This is a genomic window from Roseomonas sp. F4 (assembly GCF_053891155.1).
This window is the reverse complement of the sequence record NZ_JBSSHK010000003.1, coordinates 640,722-660,059: the sequence shown is the minus strand read 5'-3', so window position 1 is coordinate 660,059 and position 19,338 is coordinate 640,722. Positions and strand designations below refer to the sequence as shown.

Annotated in this window: 12 protein-coding genes; 6 read left to right on the top strand and 6 right to left on the bottom strand. The window is 70.1% G+C overall.

The features are described from left to right. Nucleotides 1–25: 25 nt before the first annotated feature. Genes bchB through bchF form a run of 3 tightly spaced genes read right to left on the bottom strand, consistent with a single transcriptional unit; the run spans nucleotide 26 to nucleotide 3,475 of the window. Nucleotides 26–1,612, bottom strand: coding sequence for a ferredoxin:protochlorophyllide reductase (ATP-dependent) subunit B (bchB, locus tag ACVFYP_RS15400; RefSeq protein WP_499201071.1), 1,587 nt, complete (start codon nucleotides 1,610–1,612; stop codon nucleotides 26–28). A gap of 4 nt (nucleotides 1,613–1,616) precedes the next feature. Continuing rightward, on the bottom strand, nucleotides 1,617–2,894 hold the full coding sequence (locus tag ACVFYP_RS15395; protein WP_499201070.1) for a ferredoxin:protochlorophyllide reductase (ATP-dependent) subunit N: 1,278 nt from the start codon (nucleotides 2,892–2,894) through the stop codon (nucleotides 1,617–1,619). Continuing rightward, the gene (bchF, locus tag ACVFYP_RS15390) at nucleotides 2,891–3,475 is read right to left on the bottom strand and encodes a 2-vinyl bacteriochlorophyllide hydratase (protein WP_499201069.1); all 585 of its coding nucleotides are present in this window, start codon (nucleotides 3,473–3,475) and stop codon (nucleotides 2,891–2,893) included. Before bchF ends, ACVFYP_RS15395 begins: the two co-directional genes overlap by 4 nt. A gap of 266 nt (nucleotides 3,476–3,741) precedes the next feature. Here bchF and ACVFYP_RS15385 point away from each other — a divergent pair, with 266 nt between their 5' ends. The 6 genes from ACVFYP_RS15385 to hemC all read left to right on the top strand — a co-directional run bounded on the left by ACVFYP_RS15385 (nucleotide 3,742) and on the right by hemC (nucleotide 10,722). Further along, a complete protein-coding gene (locus ACVFYP_RS15385; protein ID WP_499201068.1) occupies nucleotides 3,742–4,683 on the top strand; it encodes a cobalamin B12-binding domain-containing protein in 942 nt (313 codons plus the stop codon). A gap of 119 nt (nucleotides 4,684–4,802) precedes the next feature. Then, nucleotides 4,803–6,218, top strand: coding sequence for a transcriptional regulator PpsR (gene ppsR / locus ACVFYP_RS15380; RefSeq protein ID WP_499201067.1), 1,416 nt, complete (start codon nucleotides 4,803–4,805; stop codon nucleotides 6,216–6,218). A gap of 4 nt (nucleotides 6,219–6,222) precedes the next feature. Continuing rightward, the gene (gene chlG, locus ACVFYP_RS15375) at nucleotides 6,223–7,122 is read left to right on the top strand and encodes a chlorophyll synthase ChlG (RefSeq protein ID WP_499201066.1); all 900 of its coding nucleotides are present in this window, start codon (nucleotides 6,223–6,225) and stop codon (nucleotides 7,120–7,122) included. Further along, the gene (locus ACVFYP_RS15370; protein WP_499201065.1) at nucleotides 7,119–8,450 is read left to right on the top strand and encodes a BCD family MFS transporter; all 1,332 of its coding nucleotides are present in this window, start codon (nucleotides 7,119–7,121) and stop codon (nucleotides 8,448–8,450) included. The genes chlG and ACVFYP_RS15370 overlap by 4 nt, the downstream gene beginning before the upstream one ends. Next, nucleotides 8,447–9,676 carry a geranylgeranyl diphosphate reductase gene (locus ACVFYP_RS15365; RefSeq protein WP_499201064.1) on the top strand — a complete coding sequence of 410 codons (1,230 nt, stop codon included), beginning with the start codon at nucleotides 8,447–8,449 and terminating at the stop codon, nucleotides 9,674–9,676. Before ACVFYP_RS15370 ends, ACVFYP_RS15365 begins: the two co-directional genes overlap by 4 nt. Nucleotides 9,677–9,678: 2 nt before the next feature. Beyond that, nucleotides 9,679–10,722 carry a hydroxymethylbilane synthase gene (gene hemC, locus ACVFYP_RS15360; protein ID WP_499201063.1) on the top strand — a complete coding sequence of 348 codons (1,044 nt, stop codon included), beginning with the start codon at nucleotides 9,679–9,681 and terminating at the stop codon, nucleotides 10,720–10,722. Nucleotides 10,723–10,781: 59 nt separating this feature from the next. Here the strand turns inward: hemC and ACVFYP_RS15355 are convergent, their stop codons facing one another. The 3 genes from ACVFYP_RS15355 to ACVFYP_RS15345 form a co-directional block, all read right to left on the bottom strand. Next, nucleotides 10,782–11,954, bottom strand: a complete 1,173-nt coding sequence (locus ACVFYP_RS15355) for a sensor histidine kinase (protein WP_499201062.1) — start codon at nucleotides 11,952–11,954, stop codon at nucleotides 10,782–10,784. Nucleotides 11,955–12,104: 150 nt separating this feature from the next. Continuing rightward, nucleotides 12,105–12,725 (bottom strand): invasion associated locus B family protein, encoded by a 621-nt coding sequence (locus ACVFYP_RS15350; protein WP_499201061.1) that lies wholly within the window; start codon nucleotides 12,723–12,725, stop codon nucleotides 12,105–12,107. Nucleotides 12,726–12,747: 22 nt separating this feature from the next. Further along, nucleotides 12,748–19,263 carry an autotransporter-associated beta strand repeat-containing protein gene (locus ACVFYP_RS15345; protein ID WP_499201060.1) on the bottom strand — a complete coding sequence of 2,172 codons (6,516 nt, stop codon included), beginning with the start codon at nucleotides 19,261–19,263 and terminating at the stop codon, nucleotides 12,748–12,750. Between the last annotated feature and the right edge of the window lie 75 nt (nucleotides 19,264–19,338).

Sequence of the window (19,338 nt, the reverse complement as noted above, 5' to 3'; positions counted from 1 at the left end):
CCGGTCCGGCGGCGAGAGGAATATCTCACCGCGAAAAATGCGCCTTCGCGTCGTAGAGCGTCTCGATGGTGATGGTGCCGATGCCACGTTCCTGCGCGAAGCGTTCGGTGTTGCGCCGGGCCTTGCCGCGGACGAAGAAGGGGATCTTCTTCAGCTCTTTCTCCGCGTCATGACCCCAGCTAAGGGAAAGGGCGCCCGCGGCGGAGTGGGGAGTCTCCGCCGCGGGCACGGGCATGGGCTGCGCGGCGGGCGCGGCCTCTCTGCCCGACTGTGACGGCGCGGCATGGCCAAGATGGCTCGCACGCGCATCGTCATGAAACTCGAAATCCTCGCGGAACATGCCCAACAGATGTTCCTCCAGGCCCATCATCAGCGGATGGACCCAGGTATCGAACAGCACATTCGCGCCTTCGATTCCCATCTGCGGCGAATGCCGTGCCGGAAAATCCTGAACATGCACCGGTGCGGAGATCACCGTGCAGGGAATGCCAAGGCGCTTGGCCACGTGGCGTTCCATCTGCGTGCCCAGCACCAGCTCCGGCTGCAGCGCGGCGATCTGCGCCTCGACCTCCAGATAATCGTCGGTGATCAAAGGCTCCACGCCATGCAGCGCGGCGGCGGCACGGATTTCGCGGCCGAATTCGCGCGAATAGCTGCCGAGACCGACGACGTTGAAGCCCATTTCCTCCTGCGCCACGCGCGCGGCGGCGATGGCATGCGTCGCATCGCCGAAAATGAAGACGCGCTTGCCGGTCAGGTAAGTGCTGTCCACGGAGCGTGAGTACCAAGGCAGACGCAATGCGCCAGATGGCGTGGTAGCCGGCACGCCTGCAAGCTTCGCGACCTCCTGCACGAAATCCCGCGTCGCGCCGACGCCGATCGGCACGACGGTGGTGCAGGGCTGCCCAAAACTGCGGCGCAGCCAGGCGGCCGCCTGGCCGGCGACTTCCGGGTAGAGCACGACGTTGAAATCGGCCTCGCCCAGCGTGGCGAGATCGGCCGGCGTCGCGCCCATCGGGGCGATCACATGCGTCTCGATGCCAAGGGCGGCCAGCAGCCGCTCCACTTCCGGTACATCGTCACGATGGCGGAAGCCGAGCGCGGTGGGGCCAAGGATATTGCAGCGGGGCTTCGCATTCTTGGTCCGCACCGTACCGGGCGGCGGCACATGCGGGCCGGCACAGGCGCGGACCAGCTGGTAGAAGGTTTCGGACGCGCCCCAGTTTTCCTTGCGCTGATAGGCGGGCAGTTCCAGCGGCACGATGGGAATCGGCAGGCCGAGCGTCTTGGCCAGACCACCCGGATCGTCCTGGATCAGCTCCGCCGTGCAGCTCGCGCCCACTAACATCGCCTGCGGCTTGAAGCGGGCATAGGCGTCGAGCACGGATTCGCGGAACAGATTGGCCGTGTCGCCGCCCAGGTCGCGTGCCTGGAAAGTGGTGTAGGTGACGGGCGGGCGCTTGGCGCGCCGCTCGATCATGGTGAACAGCAGATCCGCATAGGTGTCGCCCTGCGGCGCGTGCAGCACGTAATGCACGCCTTCCATCGCGGTGGCGATGCGCATCGCCCCGATATGTGGCGGTCCCTCATAGGTCCAGAGTGCGAGTTGCATGGCCCTACACCGCCAGCTTCGCGCGCCGCAGCAGCGGGCGCGCAAAAAGTTCGGCGAGATCGGCGGCCTGGTCGTAGCCCTGGATCGGCGTGAAGACGAGCTCGATGGACCACTTGGTCGTCAGCCCCTCCGCCTCCAGCGGATTGGCGAGGCCGAGGCCACAGACGGTGATGTCCGGCCGCTGCGCGCGGCAACGGTCGAGCTGCCGGTCCACATGCTGACCCTCCGACAGCATCGTGCCATCCGGCAGCAACGCCAGCTCCTCCGCCAGATGCTGGCGGTGCAGATAGGGCGTGCCGACTTCCATCAGTTGCATGCCCAACTCGCGCGACAGGAAGCGCGCGAGTGGAATTTCCAACTGGCTGTCCGGGAAGAAGAAGATGCTTTTGCCCGATAGCCTTTCGCGAATACGACCCAGTGCGGCGCTGGCGCGGGCGGAGGCGCTGGATGTTGCCTCCGCGATTCGCGCCGGCGCCGTACCCCAAACTTCGGCGGGTGCCGCCAGCCAGGCGGTGGTGCCTTCGACACCGAGCGGGAATGGCGCCGCGATGCGCGTCGCGCCGCGGGCTTCCAGCGCCCGCGCGGTGTCACCGAGGAAGGGCTGCGCCAGCAGGAAGCGCGTGCCGGGGCCAACCGCCGGCAGTTCCGTCGCGCGTCGCGATGGCAGGAAGCGCACCGGCCCCACGCCCAGCGCGGCGAAGATGCGAAGAAACTGATCCTCCACCACTTCTGCCAGCGCGCCAACCACCAGCAGGGATCGCGCGGCGCCGGGCTCCGCCGGCATTTCCGGCACCAGGCTGGCGAGGCAGGCATCCTCGCCCTGGGTGAAGGTGGTCTCGATGCCGCTGCCGGAATAGTTCAGCACGCGGACCTGCGGCAGGAAGCGCTGTGACAGGCGCTGCGCGGCGCGTGACAGATCGAGCTTGATGACTTCGCTGGGGCAGGAGCCGACCAGAAACAGCATGCGGATATCCGGCCGCCGCTCCAGCAGCCGCGTCACCACGCGGTCGAGTTCCGCATTGCAGTCGGCGAGACCCGCGAGATCCCGCTCATCGATGATCGCGGTGGCGAAGCGCGGTTCGGCAAAAATCATCACGCCGGCAGCGGATTGCAGCAGATGTGCGCAGGTGCGGCTGCCGACGACCAGGAAGAAGGCGTCCTGGATCTTGCGGTGCAACCAGACGATGCCAGTCAGACCGCAGAACACCTCACGCTGGCCACGCTCCCGCAGCACGGGCGCGTCGGCGCAACCAAGCTGGGGAAGGGCGGCCGCGGCGTTCATGCTGTCACGCCGCGGGCCGTCGCGCGGGCCTCATCCAGTCGTGCGGCGCGCAGCTTCATCAGGAACTGCGCGGCGTTGACGACGTAGGCAGCGTAGGCGGCCAGCGCCAGCAGCATCTGCCCCTGGCCATCCCCGAAGCCGGTGAAGACGGCGAGCAGATAGGCGCTGTGCAGGGCCAGCACGAGCATGCTGAAGACGTCTTCCCAGAAGAAGGCGGGAGCGAACAGGTAGCGGCCGAACACCACCTTCTCCCAGACGCAGCCAGTCACCATGATGGTGTAGAGCAGCAGCGTCTTCACCACGACGGAGGCTGTGGCCACCGCCAGACCCTCGCCGGTGGCCAGGAAGTGCAGCACCAGACCAAGGCTGACCAGGAAGGCGGCGAACTGGATCGGCGCCAGCACGCCCTGCACCAAGGTCCAAGGGGTGGCGTCGCGGCGGCGCCGTTCTTCCGCGGTGTAGAGCGGGCGGCGGCGCTCCGCGGCCTCCATCCTGTGCCGCGCGCTGCGGCCGGCCGTGGCCCCCCAGGGGGCGGCATCCCATGCGTCAAGCAATCCGGACAGGCTGTTCGTTGTAAGCATGGCTTGACAACCCTCCGTCAAAGGCGGTCCGCTGTCACCAGAAGGCTGTCGAAGCCCCTGGCCGACAGCCCGCGATGGGGGAAGTATCCGAGAAATCCGCGCTCCGTGGCCGTTTCGGCCCTTTCATTGCGCATCGTTTTCTCCCCCACACCGCGTCTGTTCAGGGAGGCTAGAGGCCAGCCGCTTCGAGTGTCAAGCACGATTGACGTAAATCATGATTGACACGCCAGGGCGCTGAGGCTCAACTGCAACGACCGGAGGGGGCAATGTCCGCGAAGCCAATGATGGCCACATCTCACACGGCGGAATGCGCCACATCGAAGCCGGAGGCGATCTCCGCCCCGCTTTCGGCGCGTGAACCCGCCGGCGGCGAACGCCGCGGCATCTCCCGCGCACCTCCACCCACCACCCCCGCCCGCGCTGAACGGCGCCGCGTGGCGCTGCTGGCACGGACGCTGGAGATGGAAGTGATTCCGCGCCTGGTTCTGTCACGGCGCGAGGCCAATACCCCCGCCTATATCGACAGCCCCGCCGCCAGCATGCCGCGGGAGGAAGATGTCTCGGTCCTCGCTGGCCTGACCATGCAGGGCGATCTCGGCGGGGCGCTCGCCTATGTCAGCGGGCTGACCGCGCGGGGCATGAAGCTGGAACGCATCTATCTGGACCTGCTGGCCCCGGTGGCGCGCCGGCTGGGCGAGTTCTGGGAACAGGATCGCTGCGACTTCACCGCGGTGACCATCGGCCTGTGCTGCCTGCAGCAGGTGGTGCTGGAGAACAGCGCCTCGTTCCAGCCGCGACTCGGCCGCGCCGATACCGACCGGCGGGTGCTGCTGGCGCCGGTCCCGGGTGAACAGCACAGCTTCGGCCTGCTCATGGTAGGCGAGTTCTTTCGCCGCCAGGGGTGGGAGGTGGTGTCCGGCACCGGCGGTACGTCGAAGGAACTGGCAGCCATGGTCCGCCGGCAGTGGTTCGCCGCCATCGGCCTGTCGGTGGCGGGCGAGGAGCGGCTGGAGGTGCTGGCGGGCACCATCCGGGATGTCCGCCGGGCGTCGCGCAATCCGCAGATCGGCGTGCTCGTCGGCGGACGGGTGTTCAACGAACGGCCGGAGCTCGCCGCGCTGGTCGGCGCGGATGCGACGGCGGCGGATGGTCAACAGGCCGCGCTGAAGGCGGAAACGCTGCTGGCGCTGCTGATGCGGGAAGCCTAATCCGGGGGCCGCCCCGGCTGGATTGTCCGGGGCCACCCCGGCCGATTTGAGTGTGCGGCAGTGACGTTCAGGAGGCTCGGCTGGGGAGGGGACCCTTGGGATGAAGGACGCTGTGTTCCGTGAAGACCTTCGCTACACCAAGGACGTCGCTCGGCCCACTCGACGCGGATGCGGCGGCGGGACTGATCGCGGCCGCCGCGGATATCGCGCTCGTGCTTGACGAGGCCGGCATCATCCGCGACCTGGCCTTCAGCCATGCCGAGCTGGCCCGGGAGTTTGAGGGGCCGGAGGCTTGGCTTGGCCGCCCCTGGATCGAAACGGTGGCGAAGGACAGCCGGCAGAAGGTGGAAGCCCTGCTGACGGCCGATCCGCCGCCGGAACAGGCCCGCTGGCGCCATGTGAACCAGCTTTCGTCGCGCGGCACCTCCATCCCGCTGCTCTGCTCCACCGCGCCGCTGGGCACGGCCGGGCGGCGCGTGGTGTTCGGGCGCGACCTGCGGCCGCTGTCGCAATTGCAGCAGCGCCTGGTGGAGGTGCAGCAATCCATGGAGCGGGACTATTCCCGCCTGCGCCAGGCGGAAACCCGCTACCGGCTGCTGTTCCAGATGTCGATGGACCCGGTGCTGATCCTGGATGCCGAGCAGCAGCGTATCCTGGAATCCAACCCCGCCGCGCAGCGGCTGTTCGGCAGCGGCGCCAAGCGCAGCTCCGGCCGCACGCTGAGCGAGCTGTTCGATGCCAGCGGCCGCGCCGCCGTGCAGGCGCTGCTCGCCACGGTGCGCAGCGCCGGGCGCGCCGATGACGTCACCGCCCATCTGGCCGAGGGCGGCGAAGCGGTGGTCGTCTCCGCCTCCACCTTCCGGCAGGAGGGTGGGCTGCTGTTCCTGCTGCGCCTGTCCACGCCCGGACTGGCCCCGGCCAGCCTGGCCGACGCGCAGGGCAAGCAGCTCAAGGTGATGGAAGTGGCGCCGGACGGCTTTGTCGTCACCGATTCCGGCGCGCAGATCCTGACCGCCAATGCCGCCTTCCTCGACATGGCCCAGCTGACCAGCGAGGAGCAGGCGCGCGGCGCCTCGCTCGACCGCTGGATCGGGCACCAGGGGGTGGAGCTGGAAGTGCTGCTGTCCAATCTGCGGAACCGCGGCGCCGTGCGGCTTTATGCCACCACGCTGCAGGGGGAGCTTGGCGGGCAGGTGGAGGTGGAGATTTCCGCCGTCTCCGTGATGAATGGCGGGCAGCCCTGCTTCGGCTTCCAGATCCGCGATATCGGCCCACGCTCGCGCCCGGCCGCGCGCGCCGCGGAAGGCGCCACACGCTCCGTCGAACAGCTTACCGAGCTGATCGGCCGGGTGCCGCTGAAGGATCTGGTGCGGGAGGCGACCGATGCGATCGAGCGCCTGTGCATCGAGGCCGCGCTGGAGCTGACCGGCGACAACCGCGCCTCCGCCGCCGAGATGCTCGGGCTGAGCCGCCAGAGCCTCTACGTGAAGCTGCGGCGCTACGGCCTCGGCGACCTCGACGAGCAGCAGGGATAGGCGCATGGCGAATCCGGTGACCAGTCTCGGCCTTTCCACGCCCCGGCTTCAGCCGGCGGCGGTGTTGGAGCTGTTGAAGCCGGTCACCTGGTTCCCGCCGATGTGGGCCTTTGGCTGCGGCGTCGCGGCCTCCGGCGCCAATGTGCTGGAGCATTTTCCGCTGATCGCGCTGGGCGTGCTGCTCACCGGCCCCATGGTCTGCGGCATGAGCCAGGCGGTGAATGACTGGTTCGACCGCCATGTGGACGCGATCAACGAGCCGAACCGGCCGATTCCCTCCGGCCGCCTGCCGGGGCTGACCGGGCTGTATGTCGCCCTGCTCTGGACGTTCGCCTCCCTGCTGCTGGGCGCGGCGCTGGGTCCCTGGGGATTTGCGGCGACCGTGCTGGCGGTGGTGATGGCCTGGATCTATTCCGCGCCGCCGCTGCGCCTGAAACAGAATGGCTGGTGGGGCAACCTCGCCTGCGGCCTGTCCTATGAGACGTTGCCCTGGCTGACCGCCGTGGCCGTGCTCTCCGCCGCGGCGCCGGATGCCCAGGTGGTGGCGGTGGCCGTGCTCTACGGGCTCGGCGCGCATGGCATCATGACGCTGAACGACTTCAAGTCGATCGAGGGCGACACCCGCTTCGGCCTGCGCTCCCTGCCCGTGATCCTCGGCGCGGCGCGGGCGGCGAAGGTGGCCTGCCTGTTCATGGCGCTGCCGCAGGCGGTGGTCGTGGCGCTGCTGGCGGCCTGGGACTCGCCCATCTCGGCGACCCTGGTGGCGGCCTCGCTGCTGGCGCAACTGCTGCTGATGCGGAAGCTGCTGCGCGATCCGCGCGGGCTGGCGCCCTGGTACAATGGCACCGGCATCGCGCTGTATGTGTCGGGCATGATGGCCGCCGCCGTGGCGCTGGCGCCATGAACGCGACCCTCGCGCCCCTGGGTTGGCTCGGCATTGTGCGGCTCGGCCTGGTGCAGACGGCGCTGGGCGCGGTGGTGGTGCTGACCACGGCGGCGCTGAACCGGGTGATGGTGGTGGAACACGCCCTGCCCGCCTCCCTGCCGGGGGTGCTGGTGGCGCTGCATTACGCGGTGCAGATGCTGCGACCGCGACTCGGCCATGGCTCGGACCAGGGCGGGCGGCGCACGCCCTGGATCGTAGGCGGCATGGCGGTGCTCGGACTGGGCGGCGTGATCGCCGCCGTGGCGACGGCCTGGATGGGCACGGCGCTGATCCCCGGCATCGCGCTCGCGGTGGTCGCCTTCCTGCTGGTCGGCCTGGGCGTCGGCGCGGCCGGTACCTCGCTGCTGGTGCTGCTGGCGGCGCGGGTCGCCCCGGCACGGCGGCCGGCGGCTGCCTCGCTCGTCTGGATCATGATGATCGCGGGTTTCGTGCTGACCACGGCGATTTCCGGCCGGCTGCTGGATCCCTATTCGGGGCCGCGCCTTGTGGCGGTCTCGGCCGGCGTGTCCCTTCTCGCCTTCCTGCTGGCGCTTGTCGCGGTGGCGGGAATCGAGGGACCCAGCCGCGCCGCGCCGCCCGCCAGCAGCCGCAGCGCCTTCCTGCCCGCCTTGAAGGAAGTCTGGGCGGAGCCGGTGGCGCGGCATTTCACCATCTTCGTCTTCGTCTCCATGCTGGCCTACAGCGCCCAGGACCTGGTGCTGGAGCCCTTCGCCGGCACCGTCTTCGGCCTGTCGCTCGGCGAGACCACGCGGCTGTCCTCCGTCCAGCATGGGGGGGTGCTGGCGGGGATGATCCTGATCGCCCTCATTGGCAGCCGGACCGGCGGCCGGGTGGCCGTGCTGCGCGGCTGCGTCCTGGCCGGCTGCCTCGCGGCGGCGGCGATGCTGGTGGCGCTGGCCGGAGCCGGCATGGCCGGCGCGGCCTTTCCACTGGCCGAGACCTTCTTCGCCCTGGGCCTGGCCAACGGCGCCTTCGCCGCCGCGGCCATTGCCGCGATGATGCAGCTGGTCTCGCAGGGCGATCCGGCGCGGCAGGGCGTGCGCATGGGCATGTTCGGCGCGGCGCAGGCCGTGGCCTTCGGCGCCGGCGGGCTGGCCGGCACGCTGGTGCTGGATGCGGGGCGGCTGCTGACCGGCAGCGCCCAGGGTGGCTACGTCACGGTATTTCTGGCCGATGCGGGGTTGTTCCTCGCCGCGGCGATGCTGGCGCTGCGCATCGGGCGCGCGCCAACGCCAAGGACCAGCGCGGGCAAGGTCCCGTCGCTGATGGGGGGACAACGCGCATGAGCCTGGAACAGGCCTTCGACGTCGTGGTGGTGGGCGGCGGTCCCGCCGGCGCCACCGCGGCGCATGATCTGGCACGGCAGGGGCGCCATGTGGCCCTGCTGGACAAGGCGGGCCGGATCAAGCCCTGCGGCGGCGCCATCCCGCCCCGGCTGATCCGCGATTTCGATATCCCGGCGCATCTGCTGGTGGCCCGGGTGAATGCCGCGCGCATGATCTCCCCCTCCGACCGCGAGGTCGATATGCCGATCGACGGCGGCTATGTCGGCATGGTGGAACGCGCCTCCTTTGACGAGTTCCTGCGGGTTCGCGCGGCGGAGGCCGGGGCCGAGCGCCTGACCGGCGAGTTCCAGCGCATCGAGCACGATGCCGATGGCATGGCCGTCATCGTCTACACCGCGAAGGGCGACACGGCGGAACAGCGCCTGCGCACCCGCTGCATCATCGGCGCCGATGGCGCGCGCAGCCAGGTGGCGAAGCAGTCGGTGAAGGGCGCGGAGAAGATCCCCTGCGTCTTCGCCTATCATGAGATCGTCGAGGCCCCGACCGACCAGGCGCCGAAATACGATCCGCTGCGCTGCGATGTCTTCTACCAGGGCAAGCTTTCGCCGGATTTCTACGCCTGGATCTTCCCGCATGGCGACAAGGTGAGCATCGGCACAGGCTCGGCCCATAAGGGCTTCTCGCTGCGCGGATCGGTGGGCGAGCTGCGCGCCGCCACCGGGCTCGACAAGGTGGCGACGATCCGGCGGGAGGGTGCGCCAATCCCGCTGAAGCCGCTGAAGCGCTGGGACAATGGCCGCGACGTGGTGCTGGCGGGCGATTCCGCCGGCGTCGTGGCACCTTCCTCCGGCGAAGGCATCTACTACGCCATGCTCTGCGGCCGCCTGGCTGCCGATTCAGCGGCGGAATTCTGCGCCACGGGCCGCGCCAGCGCGCTGGCAACGGCGCGCAAGCGCTTCATGAAGGCGCATGGCCGCGTCTTCCTGATCCTCGGGATCATGCAGTATTTCTGGTATTCGTCGGACAAGCGCCGCGAGAAGTTCGTTGCGATCTGCCAGGACAAGGACGTCCAGCGCCTGACCTGGGAGGCCTATATGAACAAGGAACTCTCCCGGCCAAGTCCTTTGACCCATATCAAGATATTCTTGAAGGACATGGCGCATCTTATGGGCCTCGCAGGCCCGCGCCTCGACCATCCTGCCTCGACCTCGCGTGGAGACGCCTGAGCATGTTGTTATCTTCCCAGGACTCCACCGCCGCCGAGGCGATGCGCAAGCGCGGCGCGATCCACGGCCATTCCCCGCAGCACCGCAACACCACGCGGACCCTGCCGCTGCGGGTCGGTACCCGTGGCTCCCCCCTCGCGCTGTGGCAGACCCGGCACTTCCTCGGCCTCATCACCAAGGTGTGCCCCCTGCTGCGCCAGGTGAACGCCTTCGAGGAATGCGTCATCGCCACCTCCGGCGACAAGGTGCAGGACCGGCGCCTGGCCGATATCGGCGGCAAGGGCCTCTTCGCCAAGGAAATCCATGAGGCGCTGCTGGATGGCCGCGTGGATTTCGCCGTCCACAGCATGAAAGACCTGGAGACGGAGTTGCCACCCGGCATCGTCCTCGCCTGCGCCCTGCAGCGGGAGGACAACCGCGACGCCATCGTGCTCGGCCGGACGGCTGAGGGAATGGCGGCCGAGGACCCCTATGCCTGCCTGCCACAGGGCGCGCTGATCGGCACCGCCTCCATCCGCCGGCAGAGCCAGCTTCTGCATGCCCGCCCGGATCTGCGGGTGGAGATCATCCGCGGCAATGTGCAGATGCGCCTGGCCAAGGTGCGGGCGGAAGGCGGGCCGCAGGCCTCCCTGCTGGCCATCGCCGGGCTCAAGCGCATGGAAATGGCGCATGAGGCCGCGGTGGTCCTGGATGCGGAGGTCATGGTGCCGGCCGCCTGCCAGGGCATCGTCGGCGTCACCGTCCGCGCCGATGACGTGGAGCTGCGTGAGCTGCTCTCCGCCATCGAGGATCGCGACGCCGCCTGCGTCAGCGCCGCCGAACGCGGCCTGCTCGGCGCCCTGGACGGGTCCTGCCGGACCCCGATCGGCGGCCATGCCCGGCTGCTGGACGATGGCCAATTGCAGTTGACCGGGCTGGTGGCCCGCGCCGACGGGTCCTTCCTGCTGAAGCGCAAGCTGTGGGGCGCCCCGGCCGATGCGGCGCGGATGGGTCGGGAGCTGGGCGACAGCCTGCGCGCGGACAGCCCGGCGGATATCTTCGGCTGAGGAAGCGGCTCATCAGGCGAATGCGGCGCGCCGCCTTCGCCTGATGTCAGGCCCGGCGGCTACTGCGCGCCATTGGCCGGCGGTGGCGGCGCCAGGGTGGCGATGAAGCGGAAGCGGCCCGGGCCGGGTCGTTCCGCCACAAGCCCACCGCCGCGCAGCAGCGTCTTGAGGATGCGCATGCCGAGGCCGCCCTTGACCTGCTCGGTCCCCTGGGCCGGGCCATCGCCCTCATCCTCCACCACCAGCGTGCCGGCGCCGGTCAGGGTGGCGATCTCGAAGCGCAGGGTCACGGTGCCGCGGCCGTATTTGAAGGCATTGGTCACCAGCTCCGTCGCCACCAGGCCGAGCGTCGTCACCCGGTCCCCGTCCCAGACGGCCTCCTCACTCGCCGGCGTCACTTCCAGCGCCAGCGGCCGACCGCCATCGCCGACTCCGAGCGAGGCGCGCAGATCCTCCACCAGTCCACGCAGATAGGTGGCAACCACCACCAGGCCGATGGCGGGGCCGGAGAACAGCCTTTCATGCACCGCGCCGATGGTCATGATGCGGCGGGCGGCCTGTTCCAGCTGGCGCTTGGCCTCCGGATCCTCAACCTCCCGGAGCTGGAGGCGCAGCAGGGTCTGGGCGATCTGCAGGCTGTTCTTGACGCGGTGATGCGCCTCCCGCGTCAGCAGGTCACGGTCACGGCGGTCCCGGTCGCGGTCGATGGCCAGGCCCACGACATTGGCCAGGGCTTGCAGGAAATCGACATCGCTGTCGGAGAATTCCTCCTCCGCATCGCGGCTGTCCACTTCCAGCACGCCGAAGGGCGCCGCGCCGGCCTCACCGCGGATCAGCACGTTCACCGCGCGGCGCACACCGTGTTCGACCATCAGGCGCGGGGTGCGGAAGCGGCCCTCCCCGCCCAGATGGTTGGAGATCACCGGGGCGCCGGTGCGCAGCGCGAAGCCGGCAGGGGATTCGAGGTCGGTGCCGAAGCGCACCACGCCCACCACATCCGGCCCCCAGCCCACCCCGGCGACGATCAGCAGCGCCTGTTCCGTGGGGACGTGCTGCAACACCTTGGAAAGGTCGGTATCCAGCCCTTCCGCTGCCGCGCGCGCAGCATCCTGCAACAACCCGTCCAGCCCGGCGCCGCGCAAGGCTTCCCGCCCGAAGGCGGAGATGAGCTGCTGCTGGCGCAGACGACGGCGTAATTCCCGGCCGTTCTCGCCCTGCATCAGGCCCGACATCAGCGGAAATCCATTGGCAGAGCGGTCTGTTCCTGTGCCGGAACCCCATGCCCCGGTCGACGCTGCCTCTCCATCCCATGGGCGGCGGGCGCCGTGCAAGCCGTGCCCGCGTAACGGTTTCGGCCTGTGGCGCGATTTTCCACGCCGGGCTCAGCGCGACTCGCGGCCCAGTGCCTCCGCCGCTGCGGTGAAGCCGCGGAAGGAGATTGGCAGCGCCACCTCCTGCCCCGCCGCATCGCGCCATTCCAGCCGCGCCACCTGCTCCGCCGGGCGGGCGCGCAGCCGGCGCAATATCTCATCCCGCAACTCGATTTCGGCGAAGCAGCCCAGGCGGTTGCAGGTCTGGAAGGGTAGTGGCAGCGCCTCCGTCCCCTCCATCGCCAGCCGCGCCGGCTGCGCGACCCGGATGTTCACCGGCACCTGCGCCACCAGCCGCAGCGGAGCCTCCCGCGCGACACGGCCGATGGCGAGGGCGGCGGCGAGTTGCCTTGCCGGGTCGCGCACCGCCATCACCATCTCGCAGCTTCGCGCCGGGGCACGGCCGGTGCAGTTCACCGACCAGTCGCCGAACTGCGCGCTGGTCCTTTCCGGCCCCTCCGGCGTGGCGGGGGCGGCGGGCGGGGCGGGCGCCGCCGCTGGCGCCGGGGCGCGACCCGCCGGCTGGGCCACCGGCCCGGCCAGCGGCCAGAGCAGGACGGTACCGAGCAGGCCGGCAAGTCCGGCCGCCAGCGCCCAGGGGCGCCGCGCCGTCAGTCTGGTGAAACCGCGCATGGCTTACCCCCCTACCCCTCATTCACCACTGGAACCGCAGGCCGACGGAGCCGGCATGGTTCGAGACGTTCTGCTGCACCGCGCCGCTATAGCCCGCGAACAGCGCAAGCCCATTCGGCAAGGCGAGTTCCGCGCCCAGCCCCGCCAGCCCAGCGGTGCGGCCACGATCGGCCGTCCGCGCTACCATCGCCGCGCCCGGCGCGCCGACGAAGGCGGAGGTGGTGCGGGTTTCCGTGTCGCCCATCTCCTGCGCCACATGCAAGCGCAGATGCGGCCGCAGGTGGTAGCCCTCGCCCAGCATGATGCTGGTCTCGGCCCGGAAGCCGGCGGTGGCGCGCAGGCTGCTGGCCTGGCTGTCCTCCACCGCCAGGGACAGCACGCTGGCGCCATCCTCGGTCAGCCGGTCGCGGGACAGCGCGTCGTAGCGCAGGCCGATGCCGGGCTGGATCTGCCAGTTGCCGAAGCGATGCCGCGTGCCGGTCTCAATCGCCGCGCTGCCGCCCAAGCCGCTGGCGGAACCATGCGCGGTCAACCCGTTCAGGCCCAGATTGCGCCGCGCATTCACCTCCGCATGGCTCAGGCCGAGCTGGGTATCGATATAGACGGATTCGCCGCTCCAGCCGCCATAGAGAGCGGCATGCACCATCTCGCCCGAAACCCGCGCATCGGTGGCGGAGGAGCTGATGCGACCGCTGCTGCCGCCCAGCGCCATGCCGACCAGGATGCCGCTATCGAGGCGGATATCCGCGCCCGCCGCCATGCCGCTGGTGCTGTTGCGATAGCCGGTGTCACCCGTGGCGTCGAAGCGGGCATTGCCGCCGAAGCCCGTGGCCCAGGCGGTGCGCCGCCCGTCGCCGCTGGCGGTCGCCTGTCCGGTCAGGCCGCGCCGCGCCGCGGCCTGGTCGGCGATGACCTCGCCGAAGCCACGGCTGCGGTCGATCCCGACCATCAGCGCGTCGCCATAGATGGTGCCGGCGAGCCGCGTCATGAGCGGCGGCAGCGCCGCGGGCACCTGGCTGAACAGCGTGCCGAGCACCGCCGTCGTTTCCGCATTCGTGCGCAGGCCCGGCGTCGGGCGCAGCGCATCCAGCCCGAGGCCGACCTGCGCCTGGTTCGGCGTCAGCCCGACGCCGAAGGGGTTCAGGTTGGTGTAGCTGCTGGGCGTGACGTACAGCGTCAAGGCCTGGTCGGTGTAGAGCGCATCCAAGCGGCTGCCGGCCAGCAGCCCCTCCGGCTGCGTCAGGCTGGCGAAGCTGCCGAAGACGCCGCCGTCGGCCTGCACCACGTTGAAGCCCTGGCCCACCGGCGGGGAGTAGCTGTTGCTGGCATCGCCGCTGATCCCGCGCAGCAGCGGCACGATGGTGCCGCCCTGGGCGGTGAAGCTGCTGCCGCTGCCGCTCAGGAGAACGCGGCTGTAATTGCCCGCGCCCGTGCCGGTGCCCGTGCCATCGATATCCAGCCGCAGGGTGCCGCTGGAGGAGATGGTCAGCGGCGCCAGGAAGGTCAGGGTGCCAGGACTCTGGCCCGGCGCCAAAACACCGTTGATGGTGGTGTTGGTGAAGACCTCGCCCGTGCCGCGCAGGGTGGCATTGGACAGCACGGTCAGGCCGGTCGAGTCCACCGTGATCGGCCCCTGCACCGTCGCATCGCCGTTGAACAGCACGACATCCGGCGCACCCGTCTGCTGCATGTTGATCGGGCCGCTCAGGCTGAGGACGAAGCCATTGGCATCGATCTCGCCCGCGGTGTTCACCTGGATGGCGCGGGTGGAGGCGAAGTCGGCCAGCGCCAACAGCTTGCCATTGTCGATCACCACGGCGCCCTCCGGCGCGCCCAGCGCCGAGTCCTTGCCAACCGCTAGCGTTGTGCCGCCGATCACCAGCGTGCCGCCGGCGTAGCTGTTGTCGCCGGTCAGGGTCAGCACGCCGCCGCCATCCGCCACCAGCCCGCCGCTGCCGCCGATGGTGCCGGACAGGGTGATATTGCGGGTATTGGTATCGACCGTGCCCTGGCCGCCCATGGTGAAGTTACGGGCGGAGGAGGTGTCCGTCAGGAAGCGCAGCCGCCCATCCTGCAGGGTGACGCCGCTGGACGCCGCGCCCAGTGCCGCATCGCTGGCCACGACCAGCGTGCCGTTGCTGACGCGCGTGCCGCCGGAATAAGTGTTGAGGCCGCTCAGCATCTGCGTGCCGCCGCTGACCGCGAAGCCACCCGTGCCGCCGATGGTGCCGGCGAAGTCGGTGGAGGCGTTGGTCACCGTCAGGGTCTGCGCGCCCAGCGCCACGACGCCCGCGCCGGTCAGCGTGGTGATGGAGGCTCCCGACGTGGTGCCGGAGATGTCGAGGCGCCCGGCCAGATCGACGCGGCTGGCCTCGGCGACGCTGCCGGTGCCCAGCAGGTCCAGCGCACCGCTGGCGCCGATGGTCAGCGGACCCTGGAAGATGTTCTGGCCGCTGAGCCGCTGCGTGCCACCGGTGATGGTGACGCCGCCGCTGCCGGCGATGCCGCCGGCAAAGGTCGTGCTCCCCGCCGTCACCACCAGGTCCCGCGCGCCGAGCAGAACCACGCCACCGCCCGACAGCGTGGTGATGGAGGCGCCATTGCTGGTATTGGCCAGCGAGAACACGCCGTCGCTCCGCACTTCCGACGCCGTGGCGATGCTGCCCGTGCCGGTCAGTTGCAGGGTCGCGCCCGATTCCACATGCACGAGGCCAGTCAGGCTGTTGCTGCCGGACAGGCGCTGCGTGCCGCCGCCGATCGCCAGCGTGCCGGTGCCGGAGACGTCGCCGCCGAATTCCGTGCTGCCGGCGGTGATGCGCAGGGTCTGCGCGCCCAGCGTCACATCACCCGTGCCCGTCAGGGTGCGGATCTGCACCGGGCTGGTGGCGCTGGCGATATCGAACTGACCAGCCGCCTCCACCTGGCTGGCGCTGGCGATGCTGCCGCTGCCCAGGATGTTCAGCCGGGCGCCATCGGCCACCACGACCTGACCGGTCATGGCATTGCTGCCGGACAGGGCCTGCGTACCGCCGCTCACGTTCAGATTGCCGGTGCCGAGGATATTGCCGGCGAAATCGTCACCGCCCGCCGTCACCGAAAGGGTCTGCGCGCCCAGCACCACGAAGCCGCTGCCCGACAGGCTGCGGATAGCGCTGCCAGCGCTGGTGCCGGCGATGTTGAACTCGCCATCCGCCTGCACCCGTGCGGCATCGGCCACGCTGCCCGTGCCGGTGATCGAGAGGCCGGCAACGCTGTTCACCACGGCGGTGCCAGTGAAGCTATTGGCGCCGCTCAGCGTCTGCGTGCCGCCGCTGACCGTCAGCCCGCCCGTGCCAGCGATATCGCCCGCGAAGGTGGTGCTGCCATTGGTCACCGTCAGCCGCTGCGCGCCCAGCGCCACATCGCCCGTGCCCGTCAGGGTGGTGATGCTCGCGCCCGCGCTGGTGGCGGAGATGTCGAAGCTGCCATCGGCCTGCACCTGCGAAGCCGCGGCGATGCTGCCTGTGCCGGTCAGTGCCAGCGTCGCGCCATCGGCGATGGTCGCCGCACCGGTGAAGCCGTTCGTGCCGCTCAGCGTCTGCGTGCCGCCGGAGACGGTCAGCCCACCGGTGCCGCCGATCGCGCCGGCGAAGGTGCTGGACCCGTTGGTGGTCGTCAGCGTCCGCGCGCCAAGCGCCACCGTGCCGCTGCCGGACAGCGTGGTGATGCTGGCACCGGCCGTGGTGGCGGAGATGTCGAAGCCGCCATTGGCGGCGACGCCGGAGGCCGCCGCGATGCTGCCCGTGCCGGTCAGCGCCAGCACCGCACCGCTGTCGATGGTGACGGCGCCCGCCATCGTATTGGTGCCGCTGAGGGTCTGCGTGCCGCCCGCGATGGTCAGCGCGCTGCCCGCCGCGCCCTGGATGTCACCGGCGAAGGTGGTGCTGCCATTGGTGATGCGCAGCGCCGCCGTGCCCAGCGCCACATCGCCGCTGCCCGACAGGGTGGTGATATTGGTGCTGGTATTGGCGGAGACATCCAAGGTGCCGTCCACCTGCACCAGGCTCGCGCTGGCAATGGCGCCGCCGGACAAGGCCAGCGTCGCATCCTCCTGCACCAGGACCGTACCGGTCAGGGTATTGGTGCCGGCCAGCGTCTGCGTGCCGCCCGCCACGGTCAGCCCGCCCGACCCGCTGATGACGCCCGAGAAGCTGGTGGAGCCATCATCAATGGTCAGGCTGCGCGCCCCCAGCGTGACGGAGCCATTGCCGGACAGGGTGGCGATGGTCGCGCCCGCGGTGGTGCCGGCGATGTTGAACTGGCCATTGGCCTCGACGCCCGAGGCCCCGGCGACACTGCCGGCGCCGGACAGCGCCAGCACCGCGCCACTGTCAATGGTCAGGGCGCCGCTGAAGGTATTGATGCCGGTCAGCATCTGGGTGCCGCCCGCGACCGTGAACCCGCCGGTGCCGGAGATCACGCCGCCGAAGGTGGTGCTACCATTGGTCACCGTCGCCGTCCGCGCGCCGAGCGCCAGGCCGCCATCACCCGCCAGGGTGACGAAGCTGGCACCGGCGGTGGTGCCGCTGATATCCAGTGTGCCGTTGGTACCGATGGTGACGCTGCTGGACTGGGCGATGCTGCCCGTGCCCTGCAAGGCCAGCGTGCCGCCGGTGATGGTGGTGGCGCCCGTATAGGTGTTGGTGCCCGTGAGGATCAGCTGCGCGCCGTTATTGTCCGCCGTCAGCGTCAGCCCGCCATTGGACAGTACGCCGGACAGCGTGGTGTTGACGTCGGTGCCATGGCCGAGATGGATGTTCCGCGTCGTGCCGGCCAGGTTGATGCTGTTCTCGAAGGTGACGTCGGCGGTGCCGGTGGCGGAGCCGAAGATCAGCGCATTGCTGCCGCTGACGAAGCTGTCCTGCCCCCAGGTCAGGGCAGCGCCGGCATTCAGCCGGACCGTCAGCCCATCCCCCACGCCGGCGAAGCCGCCCGACCCGGTCCATTGCACGCGGTCGGCATAGGTGCCGGTGAAGCGGTCGAAGACGCCGCTCGATTCCAGCACACCGCCGGCCAGGTTCAGGTTGCTATTGGCGCTGAGGCCGACGCCATCCTGCGCCCGCAGCGCGCCACCGGTGATGATGGTCTGACCGGTATAGGTATTGGCCCCGTTGAACACCGTCAGCCCGCTGCTGATGGTGACACTCGCGCCCGCGCCGACCGGCACGCCGCCGAAGCTGACATTGGCGGAGCTGTCATCGGCGATGCCGCCATTGATGGTGATGACATTCCCGGCGCCGGCGGCGAATTCCACCGTGGAGCCACGCATCATGAAGATCTCGCTGCCCGCCGTCTCACCGGCCGCGCCGCCATTCAGGCTGCCGCCCGCCTGCACATTGTTGCGGCCAAAGGTGGAATTGCCGGTGACCGTCAGGCTGCCGCCATCGCGCACGAAGATCGCGCCACCGAGGCCGGAGCCGCCGCCGCCACCCGCGACCGAGGAGGCTCCGTTGCCGGAGCCGTTGCTGCCCACGCCCGCGCCGAAGCCGCCTGCGCCGCCCGCACCGCCGCTGCCGATAACGGCACCGGCACCGCCAAGCCCGCCCCGGCCACCGCCGCCACCGAAGCCGCCCGCGCCGCCCGTGCCGCCATCGCCGCCGAGGCCATCCCGCGCGCCGCCCGTGCCGTCACCGCCCGCACCGCCACTGCCACCCGCGCCGCCGCCGAAACCGAAGCTGCCGGCGCCGGCGATGCCACCCGCGCCACCATCGCCGCCGAGGCCGACATAGCCATCGCTATTCGCCAGTTCCCAGGCCACGAGCTGCGCCGTCGCCTCACCCAGCGCGGCCGTCGCCGCGACCAGTGCCGCGGCCGCCGCCGTGGCCTGTGCCGGATTGGGGGGCACCTCCGCCGCACCCGCCGTCACCTCGGCGATCGCCACCGCCTCCGCGATGGTCGCCTGGGTCACCTCGTAGATCAGCTTCGGATTGGTGGACCAGCCATCGCTGCCGTGGCCGCCGATGCCGCCGCTGCCGCCGAAGCCGGCGCTGGCCGCCGTGCCATTGCCCGCATTGCCACCACCCACGCCGTTGCCGTTGCCATCGCCGAGCAGCACCACATTGTCGACGAAGACAGACCCGTTGCTGCCGGCGCTGCCATTGGCGCTGGAGGTCATCAGCCCGTTCAGCACACCGCCCAGAAGCCCGCTGCCGCCGGTGCCGCCGATGGCGGCATTGCCGGCGACGGTGACGCTGTTCAGCACCGCCGCCGCGCCGGAATTGATGAAGATCGCGCCACCAAGGCCGGCGCCGCCGCCCGAGCCCGTGCCGCCCTGCGTGATGAAATTGGTCACGGTGGCGTTGTTGATGGTGAGCGTGCCGCTCTGCACCAGATAGCCGCTGCCGAGCGCGCCATCGAGGGTGCCGGACAGGGTACGGTCGCTGGTCAGGATTTCGCCCGCCCCGACGGGGGCGGCCATGCCGGCCAAGATAAAGACCGGGACAATCACCACGGCGCGCGGCGCGGCCGGACGGTTCTTCCGGGGACGTTTGGACTTCATACGGCGGAGTCTTTCCACAAGGCCGACAGGATTTTCTGCCTCGTGGACCTCTAGCCGCCGGACCTTACCCTAGGG

Coding starts and splice junctions, on each gene's coding strand:
- bchB (WP_499201071.1), bottom strand. CDS start 1,612: ATGCAACTCGCACTCTGGACCTATGAGGGACCGCCACATATCGGGGCG.
- hemC (WP_499201063.1), top strand. CDS start 9,679: ATGTTGTTATCTTCCCAGGACTCCACCGCCGCCGAGGCGATGCGCAAG.
- ACVFYP_RS15345 (WP_499201060.1), bottom strand. CDS start 19,263: ATGAAGTCCAAACGTCCCCGGAAGAACCGTCCGGCCGCGCCGCGCGCC.
- ACVFYP_RS15385 (WP_499201068.1), top strand. CDS start 3,742: ATGTCCGCGAAGCCAATGATGGCCACATCTCACACGGCGGAATGCGCC.
- ACVFYP_RS15395 (WP_499201070.1), bottom strand. CDS start 2,894: ATGAACGCCGCGGCCGCCCTTCCCCAGCTTGGTTGCGCCGACGCGCCC.
- ACVFYP_RS15350 (WP_499201061.1), bottom strand. CDS start 12,725: ATGCGCGGTTTCACCAGACTGACGGCGCGGCGCCCCTGGGCGCTGGCG.
- bchF (WP_499201069.1), bottom strand. CDS start 3,475: ATGCTTACAACGAACAGCCTGTCCGGATTGCTTGACGCATGGGATGCC.
- ACVFYP_RS15365 (WP_499201064.1), top strand. CDS start 8,447: ATGAGCCTGGAACAGGCCTTCGACGTCGTGGTGGTGGGCGGCGGTCCC.
- ACVFYP_RS15370 (WP_499201065.1), top strand. CDS start 7,119: ATGAACGCGACCCTCGCGCCCCTGGGTTGGCTCGGCATTGTGCGGCTC.
- chlG (WP_499201066.1), top strand. CDS start 6,223: ATGGCGAATCCGGTGACCAGTCTCGGCCTTTCCACGCCCCGGCTTCAG.
- ACVFYP_RS15355 (WP_499201062.1), bottom strand. CDS start 11,954: ATGTCGGGCCTGATGCAGGGCGAGAACGGCCGGGAATTACGCCGTCGT.